Annotated in this window: 20 protein-coding genes, 1 tRNA gene and 1 pseudogene; 14 read left to right on the forward strand and 8 right to left on the reverse strand. The window is 66.2% G+C overall.

From position 1 onward, the window contains the following. Positions 1 to 102: 102 nt before the first annotated feature. The 11 genes and pseudogenes from CVN68_RS00405 to CVN68_RS00455 all read left to right on the forward strand — a co-directional run bounded on the left by CVN68_RS00405 (position 103) and on the right by CVN68_RS00455 (position 12,290). Positions 103 to 1,584 (forward strand): UxaA family hydrolase, encoded by a 1,482-nt coding sequence (locus CVN68_RS00405; RefSeq protein WP_100280457.1) that lies wholly within the window; start codon positions 103 to 105, stop codon positions 1,582 to 1,584. Between the two features lie 94 nt (positions 1,585 to 1,678). Then, positions 1,679 to 2,470 (forward strand): 2-keto-4-pentenoate hydratase, encoded by a 792-nt coding sequence (locus CVN68_RS00410; RefSeq protein WP_100280458.1) that lies wholly within the window; start codon positions 1,679 to 1,681, stop codon positions 2,468 to 2,470. Positions 2,471 to 2,496: 26 nt separating this feature from the next. Beyond that, on the forward strand, positions 2,497 to 2,757 hold the full coding sequence (locus CVN68_RS00415) for a hypothetical protein (protein ID WP_100280459.1): 261 nt from the start codon (positions 2,497 to 2,499) through the stop codon (positions 2,755 to 2,757). Next, the gene (locus CVN68_RS00420) at positions 2,757 to 4,034 is read left to right on the forward strand and encodes a DUF885 family protein (protein WP_100280460.1); all 1,278 of its coding nucleotides are present in this window, start codon (positions 2,757 to 2,759) and stop codon (positions 4,032 to 4,034) included. The genes CVN68_RS00415 and CVN68_RS00420 overlap by 1 nt, the downstream gene beginning before the upstream one ends. A gap of 108 nt (positions 4,035 to 4,142) precedes the next feature. After that, positions 4,143 to 5,456: pseudogene (locus CVN68_RS00425) on the forward strand (MFS transporter); the annotation flags it as partial. A gap of 249 nt (positions 5,457 to 5,705) precedes the next feature. Then, entirely contained in the window at positions 5,706 to 7,154 is a 1,449-nt protein-coding gene (gene uxaC / locus CVN68_RS00430; RefSeq protein ID WP_100280462.1) for a glucuronate isomerase, read from the forward strand. 21 nt (positions 7,155 to 7,175) lie between these two features. Beyond that, positions 7,176 to 8,015, forward strand: coding sequence for a 5-dehydro-4-deoxy-D-glucuronate isomerase (kduI, locus tag CVN68_RS00435; protein WP_100280463.1), 840 nt, complete (start codon positions 7,176 to 7,178; stop codon positions 8,013 to 8,015). Between the two features lie 142 nt (positions 8,016 to 8,157). Continuing rightward, positions 8,158 to 8,913 carry a 2-dehydro-3-deoxy-D-gluconate 5-dehydrogenase KduD gene (gene kduD / locus CVN68_RS00440; RefSeq protein ID WP_100280464.1) on the forward strand — a complete coding sequence of 252 codons (756 nt, stop codon included), beginning with the start codon at positions 8,158 to 8,160 and terminating at the stop codon, positions 8,911 to 8,913. 37 nt (positions 8,914 to 8,950) lie between these two features. After that, complete coding sequence (locus CVN68_RS00445; RefSeq protein ID WP_100280465.1) at positions 8,951 to 9,958, forward strand: sugar kinase; 1,008 nt, start codon at positions 8,951 to 8,953, stop codon at positions 9,956 to 9,958. A 36-nt stretch (positions 9,959 to 9,994) separates the two neighbouring features. After that, a complete protein-coding gene (locus CVN68_RS00450) occupies positions 9,995 to 11,326 on the forward strand; it encodes a methyl-accepting chemotaxis protein (protein ID WP_100280466.1) in 1,332 nt (443 codons plus the stop codon). A 7-nt stretch (positions 11,327 to 11,333) separates the two neighbouring features. Further along, complete coding sequence (locus CVN68_RS00455) at positions 11,334 to 12,290, forward strand: alpha/beta hydrolase (protein ID WP_100280467.1); 957 nt, start codon at positions 11,334 to 11,336, stop codon at positions 12,288 to 12,290. 7 nt (positions 12,291 to 12,297) lie between these two features. On the opposite strand, the gene CVN68_RS00460 is transcribed toward CVN68_RS00455, so the two are convergent. The 3 genes from CVN68_RS00460 to CVN68_RS00470 all read right to left on the reverse strand — a co-directional run bounded on the left by CVN68_RS00460 (position 12,298) and on the right by CVN68_RS00470 (position 14,111). Next, positions 12,298 to 12,373 (reverse strand) — tRNA-Thr (locus CVN68_RS00460). Positions 12,374 to 12,442: 69 nt separating this feature from the next. Continuing rightward, on the reverse strand, positions 12,443 to 13,336 hold the full coding sequence (locus CVN68_RS00465; protein WP_100280468.1) for an SDR family NAD(P)-dependent oxidoreductase: 894 nt from the start codon (positions 13,334 to 13,336) through the stop codon (positions 12,443 to 12,445). A 103-nt stretch (positions 13,337 to 13,439) separates the two neighbouring features. Further along, positions 13,440 to 14,111 (reverse strand): TetR/AcrR family transcriptional regulator, encoded by a 672-nt coding sequence (locus tag CVN68_RS00470; protein ID WP_233503496.1) that lies wholly within the window; start codon positions 14,109 to 14,111, stop codon positions 13,440 to 13,442. Between the two features lie 141 nt (positions 14,112 to 14,252). Between CVN68_RS00470 and CVN68_RS00475 the strand changes: the two genes are divergently transcribed. Then, positions 14,253 to 15,536 carry a spinster family MFS transporter gene (locus tag CVN68_RS00475; protein WP_100280469.1) on the forward strand — a complete coding sequence of 428 codons (1,284 nt, stop codon included), beginning with the start codon at positions 14,253 to 14,255 and terminating at the stop codon, positions 15,534 to 15,536. Then, a complete protein-coding gene (locus CVN68_RS00480; protein ID WP_100280470.1) occupies positions 15,533 to 17,173 on the forward strand; it encodes a carboxylesterase/lipase family protein in 1,641 nt (546 codons plus the stop codon). The genes CVN68_RS00475 and CVN68_RS00480 overlap by 4 nt, the downstream gene beginning before the upstream one ends. 7 nt (positions 17,174 to 17,180) lie before the next feature. Here CVN68_RS00480 and CVN68_RS00485 read toward each other — a convergent pair whose 3' ends face one another. The 4 genes from CVN68_RS00485 to CVN68_RS00500 form a co-directional block, all read right to left on the reverse strand. After that, positions 17,181 to 18,800 (reverse strand): AMP-binding protein, encoded by a 1,620-nt coding sequence (locus CVN68_RS00485; RefSeq protein ID WP_324870802.1) that lies wholly within the window; start codon positions 18,798 to 18,800, stop codon positions 17,181 to 17,183. Positions 18,801 to 18,841: 41 nt separating this feature from the next. Next, positions 18,842 to 21,067: a TonB-dependent receptor gene (locus tag CVN68_RS00490; protein ID WP_100284125.1), complete on the reverse strand. Its 2,226-nt coding sequence runs from the start codon at positions 21,065 to 21,067 to the stop codon at positions 18,842 to 18,844. Positions 21,068 to 21,189: 122 nt separating this feature from the next. Beyond that, complete coding sequence (locus CVN68_RS00495; RefSeq protein WP_100280471.1) at positions 21,190 to 22,374, reverse strand: MFS transporter; 1,185 nt, start codon at positions 22,372 to 22,374, stop codon at positions 21,190 to 21,192. A gap of 10 nt (positions 22,375 to 22,384) precedes the next feature. Continuing rightward, a complete protein-coding gene (locus CVN68_RS00500) occupies positions 22,385 to 23,419 on the reverse strand; it encodes an aldo/keto reductase (protein ID WP_100280472.1) in 1,035 nt (344 codons plus the stop codon). Positions 23,420 to 23,506: 87 nt separating this feature from the next. Here CVN68_RS00500 and CVN68_RS00505 point away from each other — a divergent pair, with 87 nt between their 5' ends. Next, complete coding sequence (locus CVN68_RS00505; protein WP_100280473.1) at positions 23,507 to 24,412, forward strand: LysR family transcriptional regulator; 906 nt, start codon at positions 23,507 to 23,509, stop codon at positions 24,410 to 24,412. Between the two features lie 25 nt (positions 24,413 to 24,437). Here CVN68_RS00505 and CVN68_RS00510 read toward each other — a convergent pair whose 3' ends face one another. Continuing rightward, the gene (locus CVN68_RS00510; RefSeq protein WP_100280474.1) at positions 24,438 to 26,642 is read right to left on the reverse strand and encodes a sugar nucleotide-binding protein; all 2,205 of its coding nucleotides are present in this window, start codon (positions 26,640 to 26,642) and stop codon (positions 24,438 to 24,440) included. Positions 26,643 to 26,731: the final 89 nt, after the last annotated feature.

Genomic DNA, 26,731 nt, shown 5'->3' on the forward strand with positions numbered 1-26,731 from the left:
TGGTCGAAGCAGGTAACCGGTGTCAGATTGCTTTGCAACGGTGCTCCGCGGCATGTCGCCGAATGGTTGCGCCGCACGCCGTTTCGACCCACATGACCCCGTATGACCGCAGCTCTCAAGATCCATTCCGCCGATCATGTCGCGACCTTGCTCGAAGCCGCCGCCGCGGGCGCGACGATCGAAGCGGGCGGCGCTGCCGTGGTCGCGCGCGTGGACATCCCCAAGGGTCACAAGATCGCCCTGCGCGACCTCGCCGTGGGCGAGGTGGTGGTGAAGTTCGGCTTCCCGATCGGCCGCGCGACGGCGCCGATCGCGGCGGGCGATCATGTCCACAGCCACAATCTCGCGACCGGGCTCTCGGGCACGCTCGACTATCGCTATGCCCCGCAGGCCGAGCCCCGCGCAGTCGCGCCGGGCGCGCGCAGCTTCCTCGGCTATGTCCGCGAAGACGGCCGGGTGGGCACGCGCAACGAAATCTGGATCCTGCCCACCGTCGGCTGTGTCGGCCGCACCGCCGAGCGAATCGCTGCCGAGGCCGGGCGGCGCCATGCCGGGCAGGTCGACGGCATCCACGCCTTCGCGCATCCTTATGGCTGCTCGCAACTCGGCGACGATCTTGGCGCCACTCGCCGCATGTTGGCAGCGCTTGCGGTACATCCCAATGCCGGCGGGGTGTTGCTGATCGGGCTCGGATGCGAATCGAACCAGCTTTCGCGGCTGCTCGAGGACGTGCCTGACAGCTACCGGGGCCGAATTCGCGCTGTCGTCGCACAGAACTCGGCCGACGAAGTCGAGGACGGTCTGGCTGCGGTGGCGGATCTCGTCGCCGAGGCCTCGAAGACGAAGCGGGAGCCTGTCGGGCTCGACAAGCTGGTGCTCGGCGTCAAATGCGGCGGTTCGGACGGCTTTTCGGGTCTCACCGCCAACCCTCTGGTCGGCCGGATGAGCGATGTCGTCACTGCGACGGGTGGCAGCGCGATCGTCACCGAGATCCCCGAAATCTTCGGCGCCGAGCAGATGCTGATGGACCGCGCGGAGAGCCGCGCGGTGTTCGACGGCGTCGTCGACGTGGTCAACGACTTCAAGAATTACTTCCTCAGCCATGGCGAGCCGGTCTCCGAGAACCCGTCGCCGGGCAATGTTGCCGGCGGGATCACCACGCTCGAGGAGAAGTCCCTCGGCGCGGTCCAGAAAGCCGGGCACGCGACCCTCACCGACGTCAAACGCTATGGTGAACGCATCGAGCGCACCGGGCTGACCTTGCTGGAGGCCCCCGGCAACGATGCCGTGTCGTCGACTGCGCTGGCCGCGGCCGGCGCCACCATCATCCTGTTCACCACCGGCCGCGGCACGCCGCTCGGCTTCCCGGTGCCGACGGTCAAGATCGCGTCGAACAGCGAACTCGCCGCCCGCAAGCCCGGCTGGATCGATTTCGATGCGGGACAGGTGCTGACTGACGGCTTCGAGGCAGCCGAGGAAGCGCTGATCGACCGCATCGTCGCGATCGCCTCGGGCGCCGAGACCGCCGCCGAACGCAATGGCGAACGCGAGATCGCCTTCTGGAAGCGCGGGGTTACGCTCTGACGGGCAAAATCCAAACACTCGCCCGCTTCCCCCGTTGCCATTGACACCGGTTTCCCCTAATCCTCCGCGAAACAGTTCGAGAGGAAGGGGCCTGGTGGGATCCGTACAATTTGCCGATGAAGCGCGGCGGATCGCCGAGACGTTCGTCGAGGCGCGCCGTGAAAGCCGTGGGCTGCCCGAATTCCCGGGCGATATCCCGGCCGCGCTCGATCAGGCCTATGCCGTGCAGGACCATGCGATTGCCTTTGACGGTCGTCCGATCGGCGGCTGGAAGGTCGGTCGGATCAATCCGCCGCGCGACGGCGTCGACCGCCTCGCGGGTCCGATCTTCACCGATTGCATTGTCGATGCCCGCGCGGGACTCGAAATGCCGATCTTCGGCGAGGGCTTCGGTGCCGCCGAGGCCGAGTTCCTGCTCCGGCTGCGCGCCGCGCCGCCCGCGGGCAAGACCAGCTTCACCGAAGAGGAGGCCGCCGATCTGATCGACGCGGTCCATGTCGGGATCGAAATCGCCAGCTCGCCCTTCCCCGGGATCAACGATCACGGCCCGACGGCCACGATTTCCGATTTCGGCAACAATAACGGCCTCGTCATCGGTCCCGAGATCAAGGACTGGCGCGCGGCGAACATCAAGGCGTGGCCGGTCGAGCTCGACATCAACGGCGAGCGCATCGGCGCGGCGACTGCCGAGACAATGCTCGACGGTCCGGTCGGCGCGGTGCGCTTCCTGCTCGAGCTGATGGCGGCGCGCGGCATCGCGTTGCAGGCGGGGCAGTGGGTGTCGAGCGGCGCGGTCACCGGCGTGCACCCGGTCAAGCCGGGCGATCTGGTCACGTGCCGGTTCGGCGACGGCTTCGACGTGGAATGCAAAATCACCGCCTCGTAAGAAGGCGGAAGACAAATGGAGAGAGCATGATTGAGGCGCGCTCGACCCGTCCCGATCTGGGCATTCCTGTCGACGATGTCCGCTTGAAGGACCGCGTGCCGATCGGCATCCTCCGCAGCCTGAGCCCGGCCGTTTCGCCGGGCGGCACGCTTTTCCTGGAGGACTCCTCGGGTCGCACCGTGACCTCCACGAAGATCGCGGCGCTCGCCGCACCGGCGGATCTTCGGCCCGAAACGGCGAGGATGCGGCTGACGGTACCGGCGGGCGCCGCGGTGAATCGCCGATAATGCTGCTCGATCGCCGCGTGCTTCTGGCCGGACTGACGGCCTCCGCGGGGCTCTATGCCATTCCGGCGCGCGCTCTGCCGGACGCCGTCAGGCTGCGCGAGACGCTCGACGGCCTCAATGCGATCCCGGGCTACGATGCCCGCCTCGCCCAACTCAAAGCCTTTGATGCCGCGTCGCTATCGCCTTCTGCGAGCCTTGATTTGCGAACCGTTCGCAAGGCTCTTGCGATAGATTCGCAATTAATCCGGCTCGTTCCGGGGGGAAAGTCGGAAGGACCCTATCGCCTCCCGCCCGCCCCCGCGCCGGGATTGTGGCGACGCGCCAATGGCGCCGAGGCATTCGCACTGCTGCTCGAACGCCATGTCGGCGACCGCACCGATCCAGTGTCCGCACACCGCCGGCTCGAGCGTATCGTCGTGCGCCTGAGCGTCCGCGCCGACCGGCTGATGCGTGCCGCCGGCTTCAGCAAGGGCAATGTCGGCGATCGCTTCAAAGCGATGTTCGCCGATCCGCGCTGGCTCTATTCCGACGACGATGCCGGCCGCGACGCCGCGGTCGGCGACATGAACCGCTGGCTGGACAATGCGCGCCGGGCATTGCCCGCGCTGATCGGCCCGGTGCCGCGCGCGAGCCTCGACGTCAGCGTCCGCCGGATGACTCGCGCCGAGGAAGCGGCGGGGAAGGGGGGATATCGCCAGCTGCCGAGCGCGGGCCAGTCGGGCGCCTATTTCGTCGACCTGAAGCAGATCCGTCGTCGGCCGCGCTGGAGCCTGCACAGCGTCGTCCATCACGAACTGCTCCCCGGCCATATGGTCCAACTGCCGATCGAGGCTGCGGCCGATCCACACCCGCTGCGCATCGCGTATCTACCCGCCTTCGCCGAAGGCTGGGCGATCCATGCCGAGCAACTGATGGCCGACCACGGGGTCTATCACGGCGCGCCGCTGGAGGAACTCGGCCATCTCCACTGGCTGCTGTTCCGCGCCGTCCGGGGGCTGATCGACACTGGCATCCACCACCGCCGCTGGAGCGTGGCCGAAGCGCGCGCGCAGCTCGAGAGGCTGCAGGGGGTGCCCGCCTATTTCGCTTCGTTCGAGCAGGATCTTGAGCGGATCACCAGCGAACCCGCGGTGCGCGCCGCGGAAGCCCTGATCTGGCTACGGCTCGCCGATTGCGTCTGGGGCCGCGGCGATACGTCGACCGAGATCAATCAGGCGGTGCTCAGAAACGGACGCAAGCCGCTGCGCCTTATCCCGGATGCTGGGAGCGATACATAAAATGCGAAACTTGACACCCCGAAGCTTCCCTCGGCCGGAGGTAGAGGCTAACCATCCAACCAAGCTGCGAGCGGGACTCATGCGGCAAATAGCATTGGGAGAGGCTGAATGAGCGATGCGCGAGGGGCCACGATAGCGGGCGCCGCGGACCGGATCGGGCGATATCGCTGGGTCATCGTCGGCCTGTTGTTTGCCGCGACGGCAATCAATTATATCGACCGTCAGATGATCGGGCTGCTCAAGCCGATTATGATGGAAGACCCCGCGCTCCACATGGACGAGCGCACCTATGCCGACGTCGTCGTGTGGTTCCAGATCGCTTATGCGGTCGGCTATCTCGGCTTCGGCAAGGTGGTCGACGTGATCGGCGCGCGGCTCGGCTATGCCGCCGCGGTGATCATCTGGACGATCGCGCACGTCGCGCACGGCGGCGCCTATAGCGTCACCCAGTTCGCACTGGCACGTTTCAGCCTCGGCATCGGCGAATCGGGCAACTTCCCCGCCGGCGTGAAGTCGGTCGCGCAGTGGTTCCCGCAAAAGGAACGCGCCTACGCGATCGGGCTGTTCAATGCGGGCGCCAATGTCGGCGCGATCCTGACGCCGCTGATCGTCTATGTGATGATCTCGCATCTCGAGATGAGCTGGCGGACGGTGTTCATCTCGACCGGCATCTTCGGGGTGATCTGGCTCATCGCCTGGCTGGCGATCTATCGCGACGATCCTGCCACGCACCCGAAGGTCGGCAGCAGCGAACTCGCGCACATCACACAGGATCCCGCCGACCCCGACGTGAAGACACCGGGCCTGTGGCTGCGCCTGCTCGCGACCCGCGAGACCTGGGCGTTCGCGCTCGGCAAGTTCTTCATCGATCCGATCTGGTGGTTCTATCTGTTCTGGCTGCCGGGCTTTCTCGGCGCGCAATATGGCCTCGATCTCAAAACCTGGTCGACGCCGACCGCAGCGCTCGCGCTCGGCGCGATCTATCTGATCTCCGACGTCGGCAGTATCTTCGGCGGCTGGCTCTCGGGGCGCTTGATGAAGGCCGGGATGACCGTCAACAAGGCGCGCAAGCTCACCATGCTGATCTGCGCCTTCTGCGTGCTGCCGGTGGTGTTCGCGACATCGGTCGACAATCTGTGGGTCAGCGTCATCCTGATCGGCATCGCAGCGGCGGCGCATCAGGGCTTCTCGGCCAATCTCTACACATTGCCGTCGGACACCTTCCCGCGCTTCGCCGTGGGTGCGGTGATCGGCATCGGCGGCACCGTGGGCGCGATCGGCGGGGCTTTGTTCTCCAAATATTCGGGTGACATCCTCGATCGGGTGGGCAGCTATGCGCCGATGTTCATCGCCGCCGGCGCGGCCTATTTCCTCGCGATCCTGTCGGTCCATTTGCTGACTCCGCGGCTCGAACGGGTCGAGAGCTTCCATCGCTCGACGCCTTGGGGTGTGATCGTGTCGGTTGCGGCCGGGCTGGGGGGCGTGATCGTATTCCTCGCTTCGGGCAAGAACGTCGAGGGCTGCGTTCCGGTGTGGATGGGCGTCGCCTCGCCTTGCTTCCAGACCGGCACCTATTGGACGATCCTCGGCATGTTCGGGGCAGTTGCGATCGTTGCGATTGTCGCCAACGCGCTGTTCCGCGACAAGTCGCCGCAAGCGTAAGAGAGAGTAATGACCAAGCCCCTCAGACTCGATCCGGACCGCCTGTTTCCCTCCGACGAGCGGACGCGGACCATCGCGCGCGCGCTCTACAAGGAAGTGGCCGGGCTGCCGATCATCAGCCCGCACGGGCATACCGATCCGAAGTGGTTCGCCACCGACGAGAATTGGTCGAACGCGACCGAGCTGCTGCTGTCGCCCGATCATTATCTGTATCGCATGCTCTATTCGCAGGGCGTCGCGCTCGACGATCTCTGCGTGCCGAGCCTTGCCGGAATGCCGGGGAGCGATCCGCGGAAAGCCTGGCGGACCTTTGCGCAAAACGTCCACCTGTTTCGCGGCACCCCGTCCTCCATGTGGCTCGGTCATGTCTTCGCCGAGGTGTTCGGTTTCGAGGTCGCACTCGATGCGAGCACTGCGGATCTCTATTACGACCGCATCAACGAGAAGCTCGCGAGCGATGCCTTCAAGCCGCGTGCGTTGTTCGATCGCTTCGGCATCGAGTTCCTCGCCACCACCGAGGGGCCGCAGGACGATCTCACGCCGCACCATATCATCCACGACAGCGGGTGGAAGGGCAGGGTGGTCACCACCTATCGCCCCGATGCGGTGATCGATGTCGAGCACGAACAGTTCGCCGGCGCGATGCGCATTTTTGCCGACCTCACCGGCGAGGATGTATATTCGTGGGACGGCTATCTCGCCGCGCACCGCAAGCGCCGCTTCGACTTCCGTGCTGCGGGCGCCACCGCGACCGACCATGGCCACCCCACCGCGCAGACGGCCAATCTCGGCTATGACGAGGCCGAGCGGCTGTTCCGCACGATTCTCTCCGACAGCTGGACCCCGCAGGACGCCGAGCTGTTTCGCGCGCAGATGCTCACCGAGATGGCGGCGATGTCGGCCGAGGACGGGATGGTCATGCAGATCCACCCCGGATCTTTCCGCAACCACAATGGTGGCCTGTTCGCCAGCCACGGCCGCGACAAGGGCGCCGACATCCCGACGCGGACCGATTATGTCCATGCATTGAAGCCGCTGCTCGATCGCTTCGGCACCTCGACGACGCTGTCGATCATCCTCTTCACGCTCGACGAGACGGTGTACGCGCGCGAACTCGCGCCGCTGGCGGGCCATTATCCGTGCCTCAAGCTGGGGCCGAGCTGGTGGTTCCACGACAGCCCCGAGGGCATGCGCCGCTTCCGCGAGCAAGTCACCGAGACCGCGGGCTTCTACAACACCGTCGGCTTCAACGACGACACCCGCGCCTTCCTGTCGATTCCGGCGCGTCACGATGTCGCGCGTCGAATCGATTGCGGGTTCCTCGGCCAGCTCGTTGCCGAAGGGCGGCTGCTCGACTGGGAAGCCTTTGAGCTCGCGCACGAACTGACCAACGGCCTCGTCCGCAAAGCCTATAAGCTCGACCAACAAGCGCCGGCGCCGATCGCCGCCGCAGCCTGAATCAAACCTACGGAGTATCCCATGTTCGACCGCACTTATTACGCCACGCATCCGGACATGATGGAGTGCGTCTCGAACGAGGAGCTTCGCGATCGTTATCTGATCGACGGGCTGTTCCGCGAAGGCGAGTGCGTGCTCAACTACACCCATGCCGATCGCTTCGTGATCGGCGGCGTGGCGGTGGGCGCGGGCGCCGTGAAGCTGCCCGACCAGACCGAGCCGGCCTCGGCGGTCGGGCACCCGTTCCTCGAGCGCCGCGAGCTGGCCGTGGTCAACGTGTCGTCGGTGGAAGGCATTGTGACCGTCGACGGCGAGAGCTTCACGCTCGGCAACAAGGACTGCCTCTACGTCACGATGGGCGCGAAGGACGTGCAGTTCTCAGGGACCGGCGCGCGTTTCTATCTGGCCTCGTGCCCGGCGCATAAGGGCTTCCAGACCCGCAAACTGTCGATCGCCGACGCCAACAGGCTCGAGCGCGGCAGCCTCGAGGAATCCAACGAGCGATCGATCTATCAGCTGGTGATCCCGGGCGTGTGCGACTCTGCCCAGCTCGTCATGGGCCTCACCGTGCTCAAGCCGGGTTCGGTGTGGAACACCATGCCGCCGCACATCCACGAGCGGCGCAGCGAGATCTATTTCTACTTCGAGCTCGACGGGCCGAACGACCGCGTCTTCCATTACATGGGCGAAGGCGAGGCGATGCGGCACATCGTTCTCGGCAACGAGGAAGCGGTGATCAGCCCGCCCTGGTCGATCCATATGGGCTCGGGCACCAAGGCCTATGCCTTCATCTGGGCAATGGCCGGCGAGAACCAGGACTATACCGACATGAACGTGCTCGATATCTGCCAGCTGGCGTAAGCCTTCTTGCTCCCCCTCCCGCTTGCGGGAGGGGTCGAGGGAGGGCGTGGCCGAAAGCGATACCCTCCCATTTTTTCAGACCCTCCCCTGGCCCCTCCCGCAAGCGGAAGGGGACGCGAGTGGAGAGGGATGGGAGTTAAGAATGACCAATCCCTTCGACCTGACCGGCAAGGTCGCCATCGTCACCGGTGCGAACACCGGCATCGGCCAGGGCATTGCGCTGGCGCTGGCGCAGGCGGGCGCGAGCATCGCCGCAGTCGGCCGCTCGGCCGCGAGCGAGACCGTCGAAAAGGCCCGCGCGCTCGGTGTGAAGGCCGAGATCATCTCCGCCGATCTCTCCACCATCGAGCCTGTGGGCAGAATTGTGGATGAAACTGTGGAAAAGCTCGGCGGGCTCGACATTCTGGTCAACAATGCCGGCATCATCCGCCGCAACGACAGCCTCGATTTCTCGGAAGAGGATTGGGACGCGGTGATCGACACCAATCTCAAATCCACGTTCTTCCTCTGCCAGGCAGCCGGCCGCCACATGGTCGCCCAGGGCCGGGGCAAGATCATCAACATCGCCTCGATGCTGAGCTTTCAGGGGGGCATCCGCGTGCCTTCCTATACCGCCAGCAAATCGGGCGTCGCGGGGCTGACCAAGCTGCTCGCCTGCGAATGGGCGTCGAAGGGCATCAACGTCAACGCGATCGCCCCCGGCTATATCGCCACCAACAACACCACCGCACTGCAGGCCGACGAGACCCGCAACCGCCAGATCGTCGAGCGCATCCCGGCTGCCCGCTGGGGCGAACCCGGCGATCTTGGCGGAGCCGCGGTGTTCCTTGCTTCCTCGGCCTCGGATTATGTTCAGGGTCATGTTCTCGCCGTCGATGGCGGATGGCTCGCGCGATGAATGCGGAGGAAAAAGATGCGCGCGGGGAGAATGCGCTATGACCATCGCATTCTTCGGTGAAGTGATGCTGCGGCTCTCGCCGCCCGGGCGCGAGCTGCTGCTGCAGACGCCGAAGCTCGAAGTGATCGTCGGCGGGGCCGAAGCGAATGTCGCTACCGGGCTTGCCTGCCTTGGCCATGCCACCCGCATGATCAGCGCGGTCGCCGACAATCCGTTGGGCGGCGCGGTGATCGGCGAGTTGCGCCGGCGCGGCGTCGACACCTCGAGGGTGGCGAGCGAGGAGGGGCGTCTCGGCCTCTATTTCCTCACCCCCGGCGCCGGCCTCAGGGCTTCCGAAGTCGTCTATGACCGGGCGCATTCGGTGTTCGCGACGCGCCCGGCCGACAGCTGGGACTGGGAGGTCCTGCTCGAAGGTGCGACCCGGCTGCATCTCTCCGGCATCACGCCTGCGCTGGGCCACAACACCGCGGAGGCGGCGATCGCCGCAGCCGAGGCGGCTTCGGTGAAGGGCATTCCGATCTCCTTCGACGGCAATTATCGCGCCAAGCTGTGGGAGGCTTGGGACAGCGATCCGCGCGCGGTGCTCACCAGGCTGATCGGCCATGCCGACGTCCTGTTCGGCAATCATCGCGATGTTTCGCTGCTGCTCGGCAAGCCCTTTTCGGGGGATGGTTCCGATCGGCGGCGCGAGGCGGCGGAGGCGGCGTTCGCCCACTTCCCCAAGCTCCAGACGATTGCCTCCACTGCGCGGCATGTCGACGATGCCGACAGTCACCGCGTCTCGGCGCGAGTCGATACGCGCGGCGGCGCGCATCAGACCGACGAGATTCTGATAGCCGGTATCGTCGATCGGATTGGCGCGGGCGACGCCTTTGCGGCGGGGGTATTGCACGGCCTGATCGAAAGCGATGGCGATGCGCGTGCTGCGGCGAAGTCGGGCCTGGCGCTGACGGCGCTCAAGCATTCGCTGCCCGGCGATGCCAGCCTGTTCACGCGGGCGGATCTCGCAGCCTTCGAGGGCGGCGGGCTGGACGTACGGCGATGAAGAACAAGAGGCGCAAGGACGCCCGGGGGAGGGTGTATGTTGAAGGAGAATATCGGCACGGCCGATGAAGCGGCATTGCCGCGGCAAACCGCTGCGGCGTTACGGCAGAGCTATGCCATCGACGAACGCTTCGAGACGGAGCTGCGCGAGGCGTGGACCTTCATCGAGCCGCATATCGCCGGCATCGCCCGCGATTTGCTCGAGCGGCGCGCGGGCGGGGCCGTGTCGGACGAACTGGTCGCCTCGCGGGTCGACTATGCGCGCGCCAAGCTGGCGCGCCCGATCGACCAGAATTGGCTCGACGCCATCATTGCCGAGGCGGATCGCATCTCGCAGCGCGATCTCGAATTTGCAGTGGTCGCGGCATCGATGCTGGTGGCGCAGATGCGCATCCATGCGTTGTTCTTCGAGCTGACCCAGGATCCCGCCCAACTCGAGCGGCTCACCCGCTCGACCCAGAAGCTGGCCGGCATCGAGTTCGAGATCATCGCCAGCCGGCTGCGTGCGATCGCCCGGGCGCGCAATCAGGCAGCGGTGCGCGCCGAGGCGGCGGCGGTCCGCAAGCAACTGGGCGAGGCGATCACCACCAGCGTGCGCGCCAGCCGCGACGTCGCCGGCTTTACCGAGCGTACCGCGGCCGAGATGCAGGCGCTGAGCAAGCCCACCGCCGAAGTCGCGACCGCGGCCGATCAGTCGGCGACGGCGATGGGGCAATCGGCGGAGAGCGCCGCGGTGCTGATCTCGGCCTTCGATCGCGCGCGCGAGGAGGCGTTGGCGGCAACCGAAGTCGCCGGCCGCGCCGATGCGATCGCGGCGCAGGGTGCGGAAAACGCCACCAGCCTCGCCTCGCACACAACAAAGATCGAGTCGGTGCTGACGCTGATCGCCGGCATCGCCCAGCAGACCAAATTGCTGGCGTTGAACGCGAGCATCGAGGCGGCGCGGGCAGGCGACAGCGGGCATGGCTTTGCCGTGGTCGCGCAGGAGGTTCGCAGTCTTGCCGATCAGGCGGCCGATGCCACCGGGGGAGTCACCGCCACGATCCGGCAGGCACAGAACGCCAGCGAAGTCATGGCGCAGACCAACCAGGCGATCCTCGCGATCGTCAGCGAGCTGATGGCGCGTGTGCGCGGGCTTTCGTCCGAGATGGAGGCGCAGGTGGCGACCGTGGGCGCGATCCTCGCCTCGATCGACGAGACGGCGATGTCCTCGCGCGAGATCGCGATGCTGATCGCGCAGATCAGCGGCCGCGTCTCCGAACTCGCCGCCGCCGCGCAGGATGCCGGGCGCCAGGCCGCGCAAGCCGGCGACGCGCTTCACCAGGTCGAGGAGACCGTCGGCCAGTTCATGGCCGAAGTGTCGCGGTGAGGCGCTGATGGATCGTCGCGCGCTCCTCGCTTCCGGACTTGCGATCGGAATTGCCGGTACTGCGCGCGCGCAGGCATCGGCGGCGCCCGAGCGGGTGGCGCTATGGCCAGGCACGCCGCCGGGCGGCGAGGGGCTCGCGGTTCGCGACGAGACGGTCCTGCGATCTCCGAAGGGTTCGCCTGACGATATCGCCTGGCCGCATGTCGGCACGCCAGCGATGACCGTGGCACGCGCGACCCGGCCCAGTGGCGCGGCGGTGCTGCTCATTCCGGGCGGCGGCTATACGCGCGTCGCAGTGGGCCGGGGGCCTTCGAACGTCGCCCGAAACTTCGCCGCGCAGGGGATTACGGCGTTCGAGTTGCTGTATCGCCTGCCGCACGATGGCTGGCGCGCCGGCCCGGCCGCGCCGGTGCAGGATGCCCAGCGCGCGATGCGGCTGATCCGCGCGGGCGCCGGCAAATGGGAACTAGATCCGGCGCGGGTCGCGGCGATCGGCTTTTCGGCGGGCGGGCATCTGGTGGGGCAATTGGGTGCGCGCGCCGACAGCGCGACTTATGCGGCGATCGACGCCGCGGATCGTCTCCCGGTGCGTCCGCTCGCAATCGGCATGTTCTTCCCGGTGGTCTCGATGCTGCCGCCCGTCGCGCACGGCCAGTCCCGGCGCGAATTGCTCGGCCCCGATCCGGGCGACGAACTCGCCCGGGCATGGTCGCTGGAACACAATGTGCCTGCCACGATGCCGCCGACCTTCCTCTGCCATGCCGCCGACGACAAGACGGTGCGCGCCGCCAACAGCCTGGCGATGTTCGCCGCGCTGCAGGCGGCCGGCATTCCCTCGGAGCTGATGATCGGCGAGAAGGGCGGGCACGGCCCGCCGCTGATCGGACCTGACGGCAAGCCGCATATCTGGCTCGAACTCTTCGCCGCCTTTGCCGCGCGCCACGGATGGCAGGCTGCGGGCTGAGGCGAGGTGGTGCCGGTTGCAGGAATCGAACCCGCGACATCCAGTTTACAAAACTGGCGCTCTACCAACTGAGCTAAACCGGCGCCGTGGACTTGGCGCTTTTGATCGGATGGCTTTGCCCGGTCAAGTGCTTCGGCCCCACAAAGGGGCGGTCAGTGTCCCGAGGCGACAACCAGTTCGGCGAAGCCGGCGCCCGCAAGCTCGCGCTCGGCTTGCGTGAAGCCATAGGCTGGCACGATCTCGCCGGCGCGGGCAGTGACTGCGGCCCAGTTCGCTGCGGCCTGCTCGCCGGCATCGGCGCCGCCGCCGACCTGAATGCCCTCGGTGAGTGTCACGTGCGCCGCGGCGAAATGGCCTGCGCCGGCGCACAGGATCGCGCGGGTCGGCGCGTCCTCGCCGACAAGGGCGAGCAGGCCAGGGCTCACCAGCGCTGGATCGAGCATGGCGAGGCTCTGGTTCGAGAGCACGCCGTGCGTCATTTGCGTCGCGGCGGTAGGCGCGAGGCAATTGACGCGGATGCCGTATTTCTCGCCCTCGATCGCCAGCGTCTGCATCAGCCCGACCAACGCCATCTTGGCCGCGCCGTAATTGGCCTGCCCGAAATTGCCGTAGAGCCCCGAGGATGAGGTGGTCATCACGATGCGGCCATGGCGTTGTGCGCGCATCGTCTCCCACACCGCTTTGCTGCAGATCGCCGCGCCCATCAGGTGCACTTCGACGACGAGGCGGAAGTCCCCGATCGACATTTTGGCGAAGCTCTTGTCGCGCAGGATTCCGGCATTGTTCACCAGGATGTCGACGCGGCTCCATCGGTGCAGGGTTTTCTCGATCATCGCCGCAACTCCAGCCTCGTCCGTGACCGAAGCGGTGATCGCGAGCGCTTCGCCACCTGCGGCGACGATCTCGTTCGCGACGGCTTCCGCGGCGCCCTGCGACAGGTCGTTGACCACGACCTTGGCACCTTGGCCCGCGAGATAGCGCGCATGCGCCCGCCCGAGTCCGCCGCCCGATCCCGTCACGATTGCTACGCGTCCCGCCAGCGACATCCCGTCTTCCTTTTATGATTATGACCGCCGCTTCTTACTGCAGCGGTTATTCACTCGCAAGATAGTGAAATGTTAAGCGCGTTCGAGGCTGGCGCGCGCGGACTTATTTCTTGCAGATGGCGAGGAAACCCGCGGCCATGAACGATGCCATCCGTTCCTTCACCGCAGCAAAATCGTCCGAATGACAGAGTCCGTCCGACAATTTGTCGATCCGCCCGGTGCGCGCGAGCGTGAGCATCAACGCGCCGGTGACGAAGTGATAGCCCCAGAAGATGTCCTGCTCGGCGCAATCGGGGAGCGCCTTCTTGAGCAGGCCGATCAGGCGCAGCACCACGGGATCGAAATGCGCGTCCATCAGATCGGCGCCCCATGCGGGGGTGTTGGCTACCTGCGCGCCGAGCTTGGCGTAGTTCTTCCAGCCTTCGCCGCCTTCGATATAGGTGTCGAGATCGGTGTCGAGGAACGCGCGCAGCGCGCCTTCGACCGTCGGCATTTCGGCGGCGGCTTCATACGCATCGAGCGCCTGCATCCGGCGCTCGCTCGTTACCACCGCGCGGCGCGCGAACACCGCGTCGAACAGCGCCTTCTTGTCGGTGAAATAGTAATTGAGCAGCGTGTGGTGGACGCCGACCTGTTTGGCGACATCCTTGAGCGTCACGCCGTACAGCCCGTGCTGCGAGAACAGCGCCTCGGCCGCGTCGTAGATCTGCTCCATCGTCTCGGCGCGCTGCTCGGCCTTGCGCGAGCGGCGAACGGGTTTGGCTGTCTCGGTCACACCCACGTCCTGCCCGTGTCGCGACGCCAGCGTCAAGCGCCGAACAGATATTCACACGCGTGATAGTGTGTGTTGACACTGCCGCTGGCTCGCCCGCATGATGCCGGCAACGGCGGACAAAACCGCCGAGGAAGAGGATGCGTGGAAATTGAGGCCCCCGGCCGCCGCCGCTGGATCGTGCTCGTAGCGCTCACCTTCGTCTATGTGCTGAACTTTCTCGATCGGCAGCTGCTCGGCATCCTCGCCAAGCCGATCCAGGATTCGCTGCACATCACCGATGGCCAGCTCGGGCTGATCGGCGGGCTCTATTTCGCGTTCTTCTATTGCTTCATCGCGATTCCCGTCGGCTGGCTCGCCGACCGGACCCACCGGGTCGGCGTGCTGTCGCTCGCCTGCGCGATCTGGAGCGCCGCGACGATGGCGTGCGGGTTCGCGGCCAACTACACCCAACTCGTCGTCGCGCGGATGCTGGTGGGGTTCGGCGAGGCCGGCGGCGTGCCGCCTTCTTATGCGATCATCTCGGACACCTTCCCGCCTGGCAAGCGCGGCACGGCATTCGGCATCTTCAATCTGGGGCCGCCGATCGGCGCGGCGCTGGGTATCGCGTTCGGCGCGTCGATCGCCGCGGCGTTCGACTGGCGCGACGCGTTCATCGCAATCGGTGTGATCGGCATCGTCACCGCCGGGATCGTCCCTCTCATCGTCCGCGAGCCCAAGCGCGGGGCAACCGATGCGGCGCCGGTGCAGGCAATCGCGAAGGCGCCGTTCTGGGCAACGATCGCCATGTTCTTCACCCATCCGGTGCTGATGCTCGCGGCGCTGGGCAGCGGCGCGACGCAGTTCGTTACTTACGGCCTCGGCAATTTCGCGGTGCTGTTCCTGATCCGCGAAAAGGGCATGACGCTCGAGCAGATCGCGCTCTGGTACGCGCTTGCGGTCGCGCTCGGCATGGGCGCGGGGATGGTGGTGTCGGGCCGCGTGATCGATCGGATGACGCGCATCTCGCGCACTGCCTATGCGACGGCGCCGGCGGCATCGCTGGCAGTCGCTTTGCCCTTCTATGTCGCATTCGTCTGGGCGCCGGGCTGGCCGCTTGCGCTGGCGCTGCTCACCGTGGTGATGTTCTTCAATTACTTCTATCTCTCCGCCTCGGTGGCACTGGTGCAGGAAGAGGTTCGTCCCAATCAACGAGTGCTTTCGGGCGCGCTGCTATTGCTGGTGATGAACTTCATCGGCCTCGGCCTCGGGCCGACCTGGGTCGGCGCGGCGAGCGACTGGTTCAAGGCGCAGGGCTCGGCGCACTCGCTCCAGACCGCGCTGTTCACGCTCACGCCTTTCTATCTGGTCGCAATCGCGCTCTTCCTCTGGCTCGCGCGCATCCTGCGCGCCGAGACCCGCCCCGCCGGAAAGGTCGTCTCCGCATGAAGCTGCACTATCTAGCCTGCGCCGCGCTGGCGCTCGGCGCTTCTCCTGCACTTGCTCAAGGTCCGATCGTCGATGCCCCGTCGGGGTCGGTGCGGGGCACGCTCGACGGCAGCATCCGGACCTTCAAGGGCATCCCTTATGCGGTGCCGCCGACGGGCGGTATGCGCTGGCGCCCGCCGGCACCGATGCAGTCGTGGAAAGGCGTCCGCGACGCCGCCAAATTCGGGGCCGCCTGCGTCCAGCCGCAGGGCAAGACGCTTTCGGTCTATTCGCCCGCCGAACCGTTGCCGGTCAGCGAGGATTGCCTGACGCTCAATATCTGGGCGCCGGCCGATGCGAAGAGGGCGCCGGTGTTCTTCTGGATCCATGGGGGCGCACTCACCACCGGTTCGAGCCGTGAAGCGATGTACGACGGCAAGCGGCTCGCCGGGCAGGGCGTGATCGTGGTGTCGATCAATTATCGCCTTGGCGTGCTTGGTTGGCTGGCGCATCCGGCGCTGAGTGCGGAATCGCCACAGAAAGTCTCGGGCAATTACGGGCTGCTCGATCAGATGGCGGCGCTCGCCTGGGTGAAGCACAATATCGCGGCGTTCGGCGGCGACCCCGCGAATGTGACGATCGCCGGCGAGTCCGCGGGCGGGCTCAGCGTGCTGTTCCTGATGCAATCGCCGCTCGCGCGCGGGACCTTTGCCAAGGCGGTCGCGCAGAGCGCATACATGGTTTCGATGCCCGAACTGAAGAAGAGCGCTTATGGCGCGCCGTCTGCAGAAGCAGTGGGGCAGATGCTCGCCGCCGGCGTGCAGGCGCCCGATGTCGTGGCGCTACGCGGGATGGACGGACAGACGCTCACCGATGGCGCGGCGAAGCTCGGCTTCTTCCCGTTCGGGGTAGTCGACGGGCTCGTCCTGCCCGAGCAGATGGTCGCGACGTTCGACAAGGGCAGGCAGGCGCCGGTGCCGATCCTCGCCGGATTCAACCAGGGCGAGATCCGCTCGCTGATGATGCTCGCGCCCAAGGCACCCGGCAGCGCCGCCGACTATGAGAAGGCGATCCGCGAGCGCTATGGCGCCTTCGCCGACGCGTTCCTGCGCCTCTATCCGGCCGCCGATTACAAGGAGAGCATCCTCGCGACGACGCGCGACGCGCTCTATGGCTGGACCGCCGAACGGCTGGTGCGCAAGCAGACGGCGCTCGGGCAGCCGGCCTATCTCTATCTGTTCGACCATGGCACTCCGGCGACGGCTGCGGGCGGTCTTCACGCCTTTCACGCGAGCGAACTGCCTTATGTGTTCGGCACCTTCGACGGCACTCCGCCGCGCTGGCCCAAGGTGCCCGAGAGCGATCGGCCGTTGTCGGATGCGATGATCGATTATTGGGCAAGCTTCGCGAAGAGCGGCAAGACTGACCAAGGCTGGCCTGCTTATGGCGACGCGCGCAACTACATGCACTTCGCCGACACGCCGCAGGCGAAGGCCGGGCTGATGCCGGGGATGTACGAGCAATATGAAGCGGTGGTGTGCCGGCGTCGGGCGGCGGGTGTGGCCTGGAACTGGAACGTCGGGTTGGCTTCGCCGCCGCTGCCGCCGAAGGCGGCGGGGTGTGATCAGGCAGATGCCGCCATCCCGGCGCCGGGATGACGTATATTCAGGCGACCTTGTTCGCCGCAATCCGCCCTTCGGCATAGTCCGCGCGCAAGCGTCGCTTGTCGATCTTGCCCGAAGCGGCGAGCGGCATCGCGGCGATTTCAGCAACTTCGCCGGGGATCCAGAAGTCCGCCACCTTGCCGCGCAACAGGCCTAGCAGCGTACCCGGATCCTGCGCCTTGTCGGTCTCGACGATCAGCACCGGACGCTCGCCCCATTTCGCGTCCGCGCGCGCGATCACCGCGACGTGGCGAACCGCGGGATGCGCGCCGACGATCGTCTCGATCTCGGTGGGGTTGATCCATTCGCCGCCCGATTTGATCAGGTCCTTGGCGCGCCCGCAGATGGTGAGGTTGCCCTCGGCGTCGAGCATCGCGAGGTCGCCGGTGTCGAAATAGCCCTCGGCATCCAGCGCATCATCGTCAGCCAGATGATAGCGGTCGATCACGCTCTGGCCCTTGACCTTGAGATGGCCGAGGATGCCGCGTTGGGGATCGAGCGTGTTGCCCTCCGCGTCGGTAAGCTTGAGGTCGAGGCCGATCGGCGGACGGCCCGAGGCGCGGCTGTCGCCAAGCGCGTGCAGCGGCGCTACCGTCCCGGTGGGCGAGAGCTCGGTCATTCCCCAGCTCGTCTGTACCTTGCAGGCTAGCCGCTCCTCGAGCCGGCGGAGCAAGGCTTCGGGGCAGCTCGATCCGCCGATCAGCACGCGCTCGAGCGACGGCAGCGTGCCCCCTGCCAGATCAAGATGATCGGCAAGGCCGAGCCATATGGTCTGCACCCCCACCGCCAAAGTTACGCCCTCGTCGCGGATCAGCGCCGCGAGGCTTGCACCGTCGAGCGTCCGCCCCGGCAGCACCAGCTTCGCCCCCGCCGCCGGCCCGGCGAAGGGCAGGCCCCAGCCGTTCGCGTGGAACATCGGCACGGCGATCAGCACCACGTCGCGGCTGGTGATCGCCATCGCATCGGCCTGGAGCGCGCGCAAAGTGTGGAGATAGTTGGAGCGGTGGGTGTAGATCACGCCCTTCGGGCTGCCCGTTGTGCCCGACGTATAGCAGAGCCCTGCCGGCGCATTCTCGTCGAACACCCCCCATACACAAAGCGCGCCTTTCTCTGCGAGCAGCGCCTCATAGGCCCAGATACGCGCAGGGTGCGACCCGAGGGGCTGCGTATCCGGAGGCAGGGCATCCAGCACGACGACATGTTCGATCGTCGGGCAATGCGGCGCGATCTCGCGCAGCAGCGGCAGCAGGTCCGCCGCGACGGCGAGCACGCGGTTCCCGGCCTCGTTGATCATTGCGGCGAGATGCGCTGGGGTCAGCCGCGGATTGAGCGTGTGGCAGACCAGCCCCGCGCCCATCGCGGCATAATAGGTTTCGAGATGATGCCGGGTGTTCCACGCGAGCGTGCCCACCCGGTCGCCGCACTCCAGCCCCAGCGCAAGCAGCGCGCCCGACAGGCGATTGCCGCGCGCACGCAACTCCGCATAAGTGAAGCGTTCCACCACGCGCCCCGCGTCGGCCTCGACGATTTCGCGGTCCCCGAACCACTTGGCGGCATGATCGAGGAATTTGTCTATAGTCAGGCCGTAGGGCTGCATGAAACCATCGAATTCGAGGGACAAATTGGCCGCCGGGCGAGAACGCCCGACGGCCAGAGGGAGACTCAGAAGATCTTGAGCAGCTTGACGCCATATTGACGCGGCGGGCCCGCAAAGTAGAGGCCGCTGTTGAGCGCCGCCGGGTAATGCTGGTCGGTGAGGTTGGTGCCATAGGCGGTCACCGTCCACGTCTTGTGCTGCCAGGCGAGCTGCGCGTTGAGGATGTTGCGCGCCTCGATCCGGTCACCGCGCGCCGGGTTCTGGAACAAAGTCGCCCATTGATCGCCGACATGGCCGAAATTGGCGCGCGGCGTGATCTTGTCGCCATTGCCGAGCTCGTGCTCATATTGCCCGCCGATGTTGAAGGTGAGGTTCGGCGCATAGGTCTGCCGCCGCTCCGCGAGATTGAGGCACGATACGCTCGCCGGCCCGGTCCGCGGATTGCACGGCAGCACGCTTGCCGCCCGCGGATCGGTGGCGAAGAAGGTGCCGAGCTCGCTGTGCAGCACGTTGACGCCGGCATCGAGCGTGAGCCCGCCGAAGCGGAATTCGACTTCGGCTTCCCCGCCGTAAATCTTCGTGCTGTCGGGCACGTTGAGCTCGATCCCGAAGGTCGGGAAGGTCGGATAGCCGATGATGACCTGGAAGTTCTTATAGTCGTTGTAAAAGCCGGTGATCGTCGTGCGGATCTTGCCGTCCGCCCAATTGGCCTTCCACCCCGCTTCGTACGAGGTCACCTCCTCGGGTTCGAACGGCGCGGGAGCCCCAAGGCCCACCGGCACGTTGAGCCCGCCCGGACGGAAGCCCGTCGCCACGAAGGCGTAGAGATACTGGTCTTCGCTCGCCTTCCAGCCGAGCGACACCTTGTAGGAGAAATTGTCCGACTTCGTCGTCTGGTCGGTGCGGATATAAGTGCCGTACTGAAGCACATCGACATGGTTGGTCGAGCGGCTCGCGGTGTAGCGCCCGCCTGCCTCGATCTTGAGGTTCGGCGTGAGATTGAAGCCGATCTGGCCGAACGCCGCGAGCGAACGGGTCGGGTTGGTCCCCTGCAATTTATACTGCGCCGCCGGCAGATTGAACGGATAGGCCAGGTCGATGATGAACTGGTACGGCTTGCGGAAATAATAGTCGTTCCACAGCCCGAAGGCGCCGAGCAGCCACGTGAAGCGCTGGTTGTCGGGCGAGATCAGATTCACTTCCTGCGTGATCTGCTGCTCGTCGACGGTGTCGTAGAAGGTGCTGATGCCGGTAGCGGTGCCGTCGAGGTCGGCGCGGTACATCGTGTTGGCCCATTGATAGCTCGATACGGTGCGGAGTTTCACTCCGCCGCCGAACTCATACTCGGCCTTGAGGATCGAGCGGACGAATTCGTCTCGTGCCGCCATCGGAGCGTTGGCGGTGATGTCGAACAAGTCGCGATGGTTGGGATTGGGCGTACTCGTGCCCGGCAGCGTCTCGAAATATTGTGAAAAGGGCGTCGCCGGATAGGCGCCCATGTCGATATGGCCGAGATCGGTCTTCCACAGGATCGAAAGCCGGTCGGTCGGCTTCCACAGGAAGCTGATCCGACCGGCCATGACCCCGACCTTGCCCTTCTCGAAGCGATAGGGCGCCCCACCGGGACCAGTAATGTTGTAGAAGCTGTCGCGGCGCTGGCTGTAGAGCGCGATGCGCGCGGCGAAGGTGTCGCCCAGCGGCAGGTTGACCGCGCCCTGGATGCCCGCATCGTTGTAATTGCCGTAATTCGCGTTGACATAGCCGTGGAAGCCGCCGCCGATGATCGGATCATTGGTGTTGACGAATACCGCACCGCCGGTGGCATTCTGCCCGACGATCGTGCCCTGCGGGCCGCGCAGCACCTGGATGTTGGCGACGTCGTAATAGGGCTCGCCCTGGACATATCCCGGAAAGGTCGGGACGCCGTCGCGATAGGTGATTACGCCCGTTGTCGTCTGGGTGTTATGCTCGGCCTTGCCGATGCCGCGGACGTTGAAGTCATTACCTTGTCCGAAATTGTTGACGACAATGCTCGGCATCGCGAACTGCAATGCGTCAACATTGGCGACGCCCTTGTTCTCCAGCTGGGTGCCGGAAAGTACCGATGCCGAGATCGCCGTCGTCATCAAATTCTCGGCCCGCCGCTGCGCCGTCACGACGATCTCGTCTTCGGTCTGCGTGGTTGCCGTTTCGCTCGACGCATCCTGCGGTGCCGTGGCCTGCGCGGCGGCCGGGCCGCACCATGCCAATGTCAGCGCCGATGCGCTCAGCCATAACGCACGATTGTTCATGCTGCCCTCCCCAGGCTCGCTCTCCATCACGCGCTCTTCGGCGCGATGTGGAGATGATGCCGCAAAGCGGGGAGGCTCGCAACACTAATTCTCTTATGAGTGAATGTTATTGATTGCCCGGATCAGGCGCCTCGCGCGGGGCAAAACCGCGATGCTTCGACAGTTGGCCTTTGACGGCTGGCGGCGAGGATCGCGACGAGCCCGACGAACGACGCCGCAGCCCCCGCCAGTGCCACCGTGGGATAGCCGAAGCCCGCGGCGATCACGCCGCCGCCCATTGCCGCGCCGATGGCGTTGCCGAGGTTGAAGGCGCCGATATTGACCGACGAGGCAAGGTTGGGCGCGTCGGCAGCGGCTGTCATCACACGGACCTGCAGTGGCGGGACCAATGCGAAGCTCGCCACACCCCACAGGAAGATCAACACCGCGGTCGGCCCGGCATAGGGCATGAGCAAAGCGAAGGCGGCGAGGATCACGGAGAGAGAAGCCAAAGTCACGATCAGCGTGCGATCGACCGAGCGATCGGCGAACCTTCCGCCCAGCCAATTGCCGACGGTGAGTCCCGCGCCATAGGTGACCAGCATCGCCGTGACGAAGCCGAGCGAGGCATGCGTCGCCTCGCGCAGGATCGGCGCGATATAGGTGAAGACCGTGAACATCGCGCTCGATCCAGCCACGGTCAGCGCGAGCGCGCCGAGCACCTTGCCACGAGTCAGCACCCGCAGTTCCGCCAAGGCGTTGCCGCCTGCCGGCGCGGGCAGCGCGGGCAGCGTCAGGCGCAACGACGCCATGGTCGCCACGCCCAGCGCGGCAATTCCCCAAAAGGAAGCGCGCCAGCCGAGATGCTCTCCCGCCCAGGTCGCCAGCGGCACGCCGACGACATTGGCGATTGTCAGCCCCATGAACATGGCGGCGACCGCGCCGGCCCGGCGCTCCGGCGGCACGAGGCCCGCGGCCACGATCGAGCCGACGCCGAAAAAGGCGCCATGGTTGAACGAAGTGAGGATCCGGGCGGCCAGCAACATGCCGTAGCTATCGGAAATCGCTGCCAGCAAATTGCCTGCGGTGAAGATACCGGCAAGGCCGATCAGCAAGGTCCGACGCGGCACCTGCCCGGTGGTGAGCGTCACCAAAGGCGCGCCGATGAGCACGCCCAAAGCATAGGCACTGATCAGCAATCCTGCGGCCGGAATCGAGACGCCAAGGTCGTTGGCGATCACTGGGAGCAGTCCCATCGGCGCGAATTCGGTCACGCCGATGCCGAATGCCCCGATCGAAAGCGCGATCAGTCCTGGATTGAGCTTCATGTCGGTTTCCTCAGACCAGCGACGGAGCGAGGCGGGCAAAGCCTTCCTGCTGGCGATAAGGGGTGTGGGGGTAGGGCGGCAGCACGTCGCTCGCCGCGTCGAGAATGGCGACCTGCTCCAGCGTCAGGGACCAGCCGACCGCGCCGAGATTTTGCCGAAGCTGCTCCTCGTTGCGCGCGCCGATGATCACCGAGGAGACGGTCGGCCGCCGGAGCAGCCAGTTGATCGCGATCTGGGGGACGGTCTTGCCGATCTCGGCGGCGATCTCCTCCAATGCGTCGACGACGCGGTAGAGGTGCTCGGCTTCGACCGGGGGTGCGAATTGCTCGGTCTCATGCAGCCGGCTGCCTTGCGGGACGGGACGGTCGCGGCCGATCTTGCCTGTCAGCCGGCCCCAGCCGAGCGGACTCCAGACCAGCGCTCCCACGCCCTGATCGGCCCCAAGCGGCATCAGGTCGGCCTCATAAGCGCGGCCGATCAGCGAATAATAGACCTGGTGCGCGACGAGGCGTTGCCAGCCGTGGCGCTCGGCGGCGGCCTGCGCCTTCATCAACTGCCAGCCTGGATAGTTCGACACGCCGGCATAGCGGATCTTGCCCGCGGCGATCAGCCGGTCGAGCGTGCCCATCAGTTCCTCGACCGAAGTCGATGCGTCGAATGCGTGGAGCTGGAGGATGTCGATGTAATCCGTGCCGAGCCGGCGCAGTGAGTCATCGACCGCACGAAGCAGCCGCGCCCGCGACACGCCCCAGTCCTGCGGCCCATCGCCCATCGGCAGGCCGGTTTTGGTCGAGATCAGCACCGCGTCACGGCGCCCGCGCACGGCTTCGCCGAGGATCTCCTCCGAAGCGCCGCCCGAATAGACGTCGGCAGTGTCGAAAAGGGTCACACCGGCATCGAGCGAAACGTCGATCAATCGACGCGCCTCGGTCGCGTCGCTTTGTCCCCAGGCGCTGAACAATGGTCCCTGGCCGCCAAAGGTGCCGGTGCCGAAGCTCAGCGCCGGCACGCGCAGCCCTGAGGATCCGAGTTGCCGATATTCCATGATGCGACCTTCCCTTGCTATGCCGGTGCATAGATGGACCCCGCGGGTCCGCTGCAGTACCGCCAGCGAACGCGGAGGATTTTTGCGATGAATTCAAAGATGGCAGGCGGGGCAGACCGGGCGCGGGCGCTGGCGCTGTTCGTCGTCGTCGTCGAGCAGGGCAGCTTTTCCGCCGCCGGAAGGGTGCTCGATCTGAGCCCGTCGGCAGTCAGCCGCGCGATCGACCGGATCGAGGCGCGACTGGGCGTGCGCCTGCTGCTGCGTTCGACCCGGGCGCTATCGCTGACCGCGGAAGGGCAAGCCTATCTTCAGAGCGCGCGTCGGATTCTCGCCGATCTCGACGATGCCGAGCACCAGATCGCCGATCAGGGGGCTCCGCGGGGGCGGCTGCGGATCAGCGCCGCGCTTTCGCATGGCCGCCTGTGCGTGGTGCCGTTGCTCGGGGAGTTCGCCGCGCTCTACCCGCATATCCTGATCGACATCGCGCTGACCGACACGCTGGTGAATGTCGCGGCCGGACAGGCGGATGTGGCGATCCGCTTCGGACCGCTCGCCGACAGCATGCTCACCGCGCGTAAGCTCGGCGAGACCGGGCGCGTGATCGTCGCCTCTCCGGACCATCTTGCGGCGCATGGCACGCCGCAGATGCCCGAAGATCTGCATCGCTTCAATTGCCTCAACTTCAACTTTCGCCGCGCCGAGCCGGTCTGGCCGTTCCGCCGCGACGGCCGTGACTTCGCCTTGTCGGTGAAGGGGAGCATCGAAGCGAATAATGGCGAGACCTTGGGCCAACTCGCGGCGGGGGGTGTGGGGATCGCGCGGGTCGGCAGCTTCAGCGTGGCCGCGGAGATCGCCAGCGGCCAGCTCGTGCCGATCCTTGAGTCGTTCAATCCCGGCGATGTCGAGCAGATCCATGCTGTGTTCGTCGGCGGCGCGAGTATACCAGCGCGGGTGCGAGCGTTCGTCGACTTCCTCGCTGCTCGCTTGCGTTGACTCTCGCAGCAGGGTCCATCCCGCTTCACGCGGCTTCCGAATTCTCTTTCACCGACCCGTGCATGTAGCTCGATGCAAATTGAGCGATTGCGGTATCGAGTGGCGGCAGCCCCGCACCCCTTGTCGTGGCGAGGGGCACGAACGCCGGGCGCGGAGCGCGCAAGTCGAAATCCTCCGCTAGAACCGGCTGGATCAAATTGGCCTGCAGATGGAGCTTGTCGGCGATCATCATGGCGAAGTCTGCCCACGACACGGCAGTGCCGTTCGTCAGGTGCCATAGGCCCGTTTCGCCATCGATCAGAAGATCGAGCGCAGTGTCGACGAGGTGCGGCACATAGGTCGGACTCACCACCAGGTCGCGCGCCGCACGGTAGCATTCGCCTCGCGCGAGAGTGGAGGCGACTGCGACGGCGAAATTGTGCCTGTCGAACGGAGAGAAGAACGCTGCGGTCCGGATCACGAGATGCCGGCCGGGCAACGACGCAAGGCCTTCTTCCATATCGAGCTTGCTCTGGCCGTAGACCCCGAGCGGTGCCGGAGCGTCGGTTTCGACATAGGGCGCCGCGGCGCGGCCATCGAATACGAGGTCGCTCGAGAAATTGAGCGTTGGAATGCCGCGGCTGCCCGCTGCGGCGCCAAGCCGGATCGCACCCTCGGCATTGGCTTCGTGACACGCATGCGCTTCGGCCTCGGCTTCGTCCACCCGAACCCAGCCCGCGGCATTGATCACTGCCCATGGCGCATGCTGATCGAGGGTGCGGGCGATGCTGTCCGGATCGCAGAGGTCGATTTCGTGGCGGCTGGTGAGGACATGCGCGATATTACGATGCGCGCAAGCGCGCGCGAACGCCTGCCCCAAGGTACCGGTGGCGCCGAGGATCAGGAGGGGGGCGGATACTGGCGGTGCGTCCTCGCCGTGTTCGTGCGCCTCGCGTAGGGCAGGGCAATGCACGGTTGGATAGAGCAGTCGGATCGGTCGACGCCACCAACCAGCACCTTGCGCCGCCGGGGGGCGCGACTCACCGTCAGGCAGGCCGCGCATCAGCGCCGCCAGCGCGGTCGCCCGCGGCTTGTCGCCGCTCACGTCGAACACGCCGGACTCATAGAGTCCGCGCGCCGTGAGCAACGTATTCCAGCCGCAACTCCCTAGTAGCGACCAGATCGTGATCGCTCGTACATCCACGCCTTCGCGGCGGAGGCGGGCTGCGGTGTCCCATGCTTCCGCGATCCAGCGCATCTGCTCCTCGCGGGTGCAGCCGTTATGGACTTCGGTCACCGCGATTGGGATTCCATAGCGCGCCCAGGTCTCGCGCAGCACACCCTCCAGGCCCGGCGGCGCCGGCTCGAGCACGCGGATCGCTTCGACATCGGCATAATGCTGGCGTCCGTTGCCGCCATGAAGGTGCGGCGGATAGCGATGCAGCCGGTGGTCGAGGAAGCGGTCGCTGGTCAGATAATGGTTCAGGCCGATCACGTCGGGCGGGCAGGGGGCCGAGGCGATCGCGTCGAGCCGCCCGGCGAGCCCGAACGCCGCGATGTGATCCCAGAGCGGATGTTCGAGCGTCACCCGCCCGCACAGCAGATCCCAGCCGGCCCAGCGGCGGATATTGTCGAACGCCGCCTGTCCGCGGACTTCGCCGGTGGCGAAGGTGCGACCGAGATCATCGGTCTGGACCAGTTTCGCGCCCGGATTGACAGATCGTATCGCCGCCATCGACAGCCGCACGCCGTCGATCTGGTTGAGCAATGCGCGCCAGAAAGAGCGCTCGTCGCAGGCGTGCGGATACCAATGGCCGTAGAGCGCGGAGAAGCGGGCGGTGGTGAGGGGTTCGTTGACCGGAGTGTAGCGGTCGACCCAGTCGTAACGCTCGGCAACGCGGCGGGCATGCTCGGCCAGGCCGGGAGCGAAACCCTCGTCGTCGAGCAGATTGGTATAAGCCGGCCCGCTCCCGTGATGGACGAGCCCGGCGATCACGTCGATCCCGAGTTCGCGCAGCCGATGCATCCGCGGATCGACCCAGCGCCAGTCGCAGACGTCCGGCCGTTCGGGCGCGATCCGCTCCCACAGCACCGGATAGCGGATCGCCTTGATCCCGAGGCCGGCGAACAGGTCGAGATCTTCGAGCCGCCGGGTGTGTCCGCACCGTTCGAACTGATCCCCGAACGCGTCGCCGACACGGTTCACCGTGCATTCCGGCCCTGCCCAGAGCTCGAGTTCGTGCTGCCCCATCCGCCTGTCTCCGGTGAAAGCGTTCCAACAAACACCCGGCGCGGTTGTTTCCCGATGCAATCGACGCAATGCCGATAACATAGATCAAG

It is taken from the genome of Sphingomonas psychrotolerans (assembly GCF_002796605.1).
GTDB classification, from domain to species: domain Bacteria; phylum Pseudomonadota; class Alphaproteobacteria; order Sphingomonadales; family Sphingomonadaceae; genus Sphingomonas; species Sphingomonas psychrotolerans.

Coding starts and splice junctions, on each gene's coding strand:
- CVN68_RS00405 (WP_100280457.1), top strand. CDS start 103: ATGACCGCAGCTCTCAAGATCCATTCCGCCGATCATGTCGCGACCTTG.
- CVN68_RS00415 (WP_100280459.1), top strand. CDS start 2,497: ATGATTGAGGCGCGCTCGACCCGTCCCGATCTGGGCATTCCTGTCGAC.
- CVN68_RS00420 (WP_100280460.1), top strand. CDS start 2,757: ATGCTGCTCGATCGCCGCGTGCTTCTGGCCGGACTGACGGCCTCCGCG.
- uxaC (WP_100280462.1), top strand. CDS start 5,706: ATGACCAAGCCCCTCAGACTCGATCCGGACCGCCTGTTTCCCTCCGAC.
- kduI (WP_100280463.1), top strand. CDS start 7,176: ATGTTCGACCGCACTTATTACGCCACGCATCCGGACATGATGGAGTGC.
- kduD (WP_100280464.1), top strand. CDS start 8,158: ATGACCAATCCCTTCGACCTGACCGGCAAGGTCGCCATCGTCACCGGT.
- CVN68_RS00445 (WP_100280465.1), top strand. CDS start 8,951: ATGACCATCGCATTCTTCGGTGAAGTGATGCTGCGGCTCTCGCCGCCC.
- CVN68_RS00450 (WP_100280466.1), top strand. CDS start 9,995: ATGTTGAAGGAGAATATCGGCACGGCCGATGAAGCGGCATTGCCGCGG.
- CVN68_RS00455 (WP_100280467.1), top strand. CDS start 11,334: ATGGATCGTCGCGCGCTCCTCGCTTCCGGACTTGCGATCGGAATTGCC.
- CVN68_RS00465 (WP_100280468.1), bottom strand. CDS start 13,336: ATGTCGCTGGCGGGACGCGTAGCAATCGTGACGGGATCGGGCGGCGGA.
- CVN68_RS00480 (WP_100280470.1), top strand. CDS start 15,533: ATGAAGCTGCACTATCTAGCCTGCGCCGCGCTGGCGCTCGGCGCTTCT.
- CVN68_RS00490 (WP_100284125.1), bottom strand. CDS start 21,067: ATGAACAATCGTGCGTTATGGCTGAGCGCATCGGCGCTGACATTGGCA.
- CVN68_RS00495 (WP_100280471.1), bottom strand. CDS start 22,374: ATGAAGCTCAATCCAGGACTGATCGCGCTTTCGATCGGGGCATTCGGC.
- CVN68_RS00500 (WP_100280472.1), bottom strand. CDS start 23,419: ATGGAATATCGGCAACTCGGATCCTCAGGGCTGCGCGTGCCGGCGCTG.
- CVN68_RS00505 (WP_100280473.1), top strand. CDS start 23,507: ATGAATTCAAAGATGGCAGGCGGGGCAGACCGGGCGCGGGCGCTGGCG.
- CVN68_RS00510 (WP_100280474.1), bottom strand. CDS start 26,642: ATGGGGCAGCACGAACTCGAGCTCTGGGCAGGGCCGGAATGCACGGTG.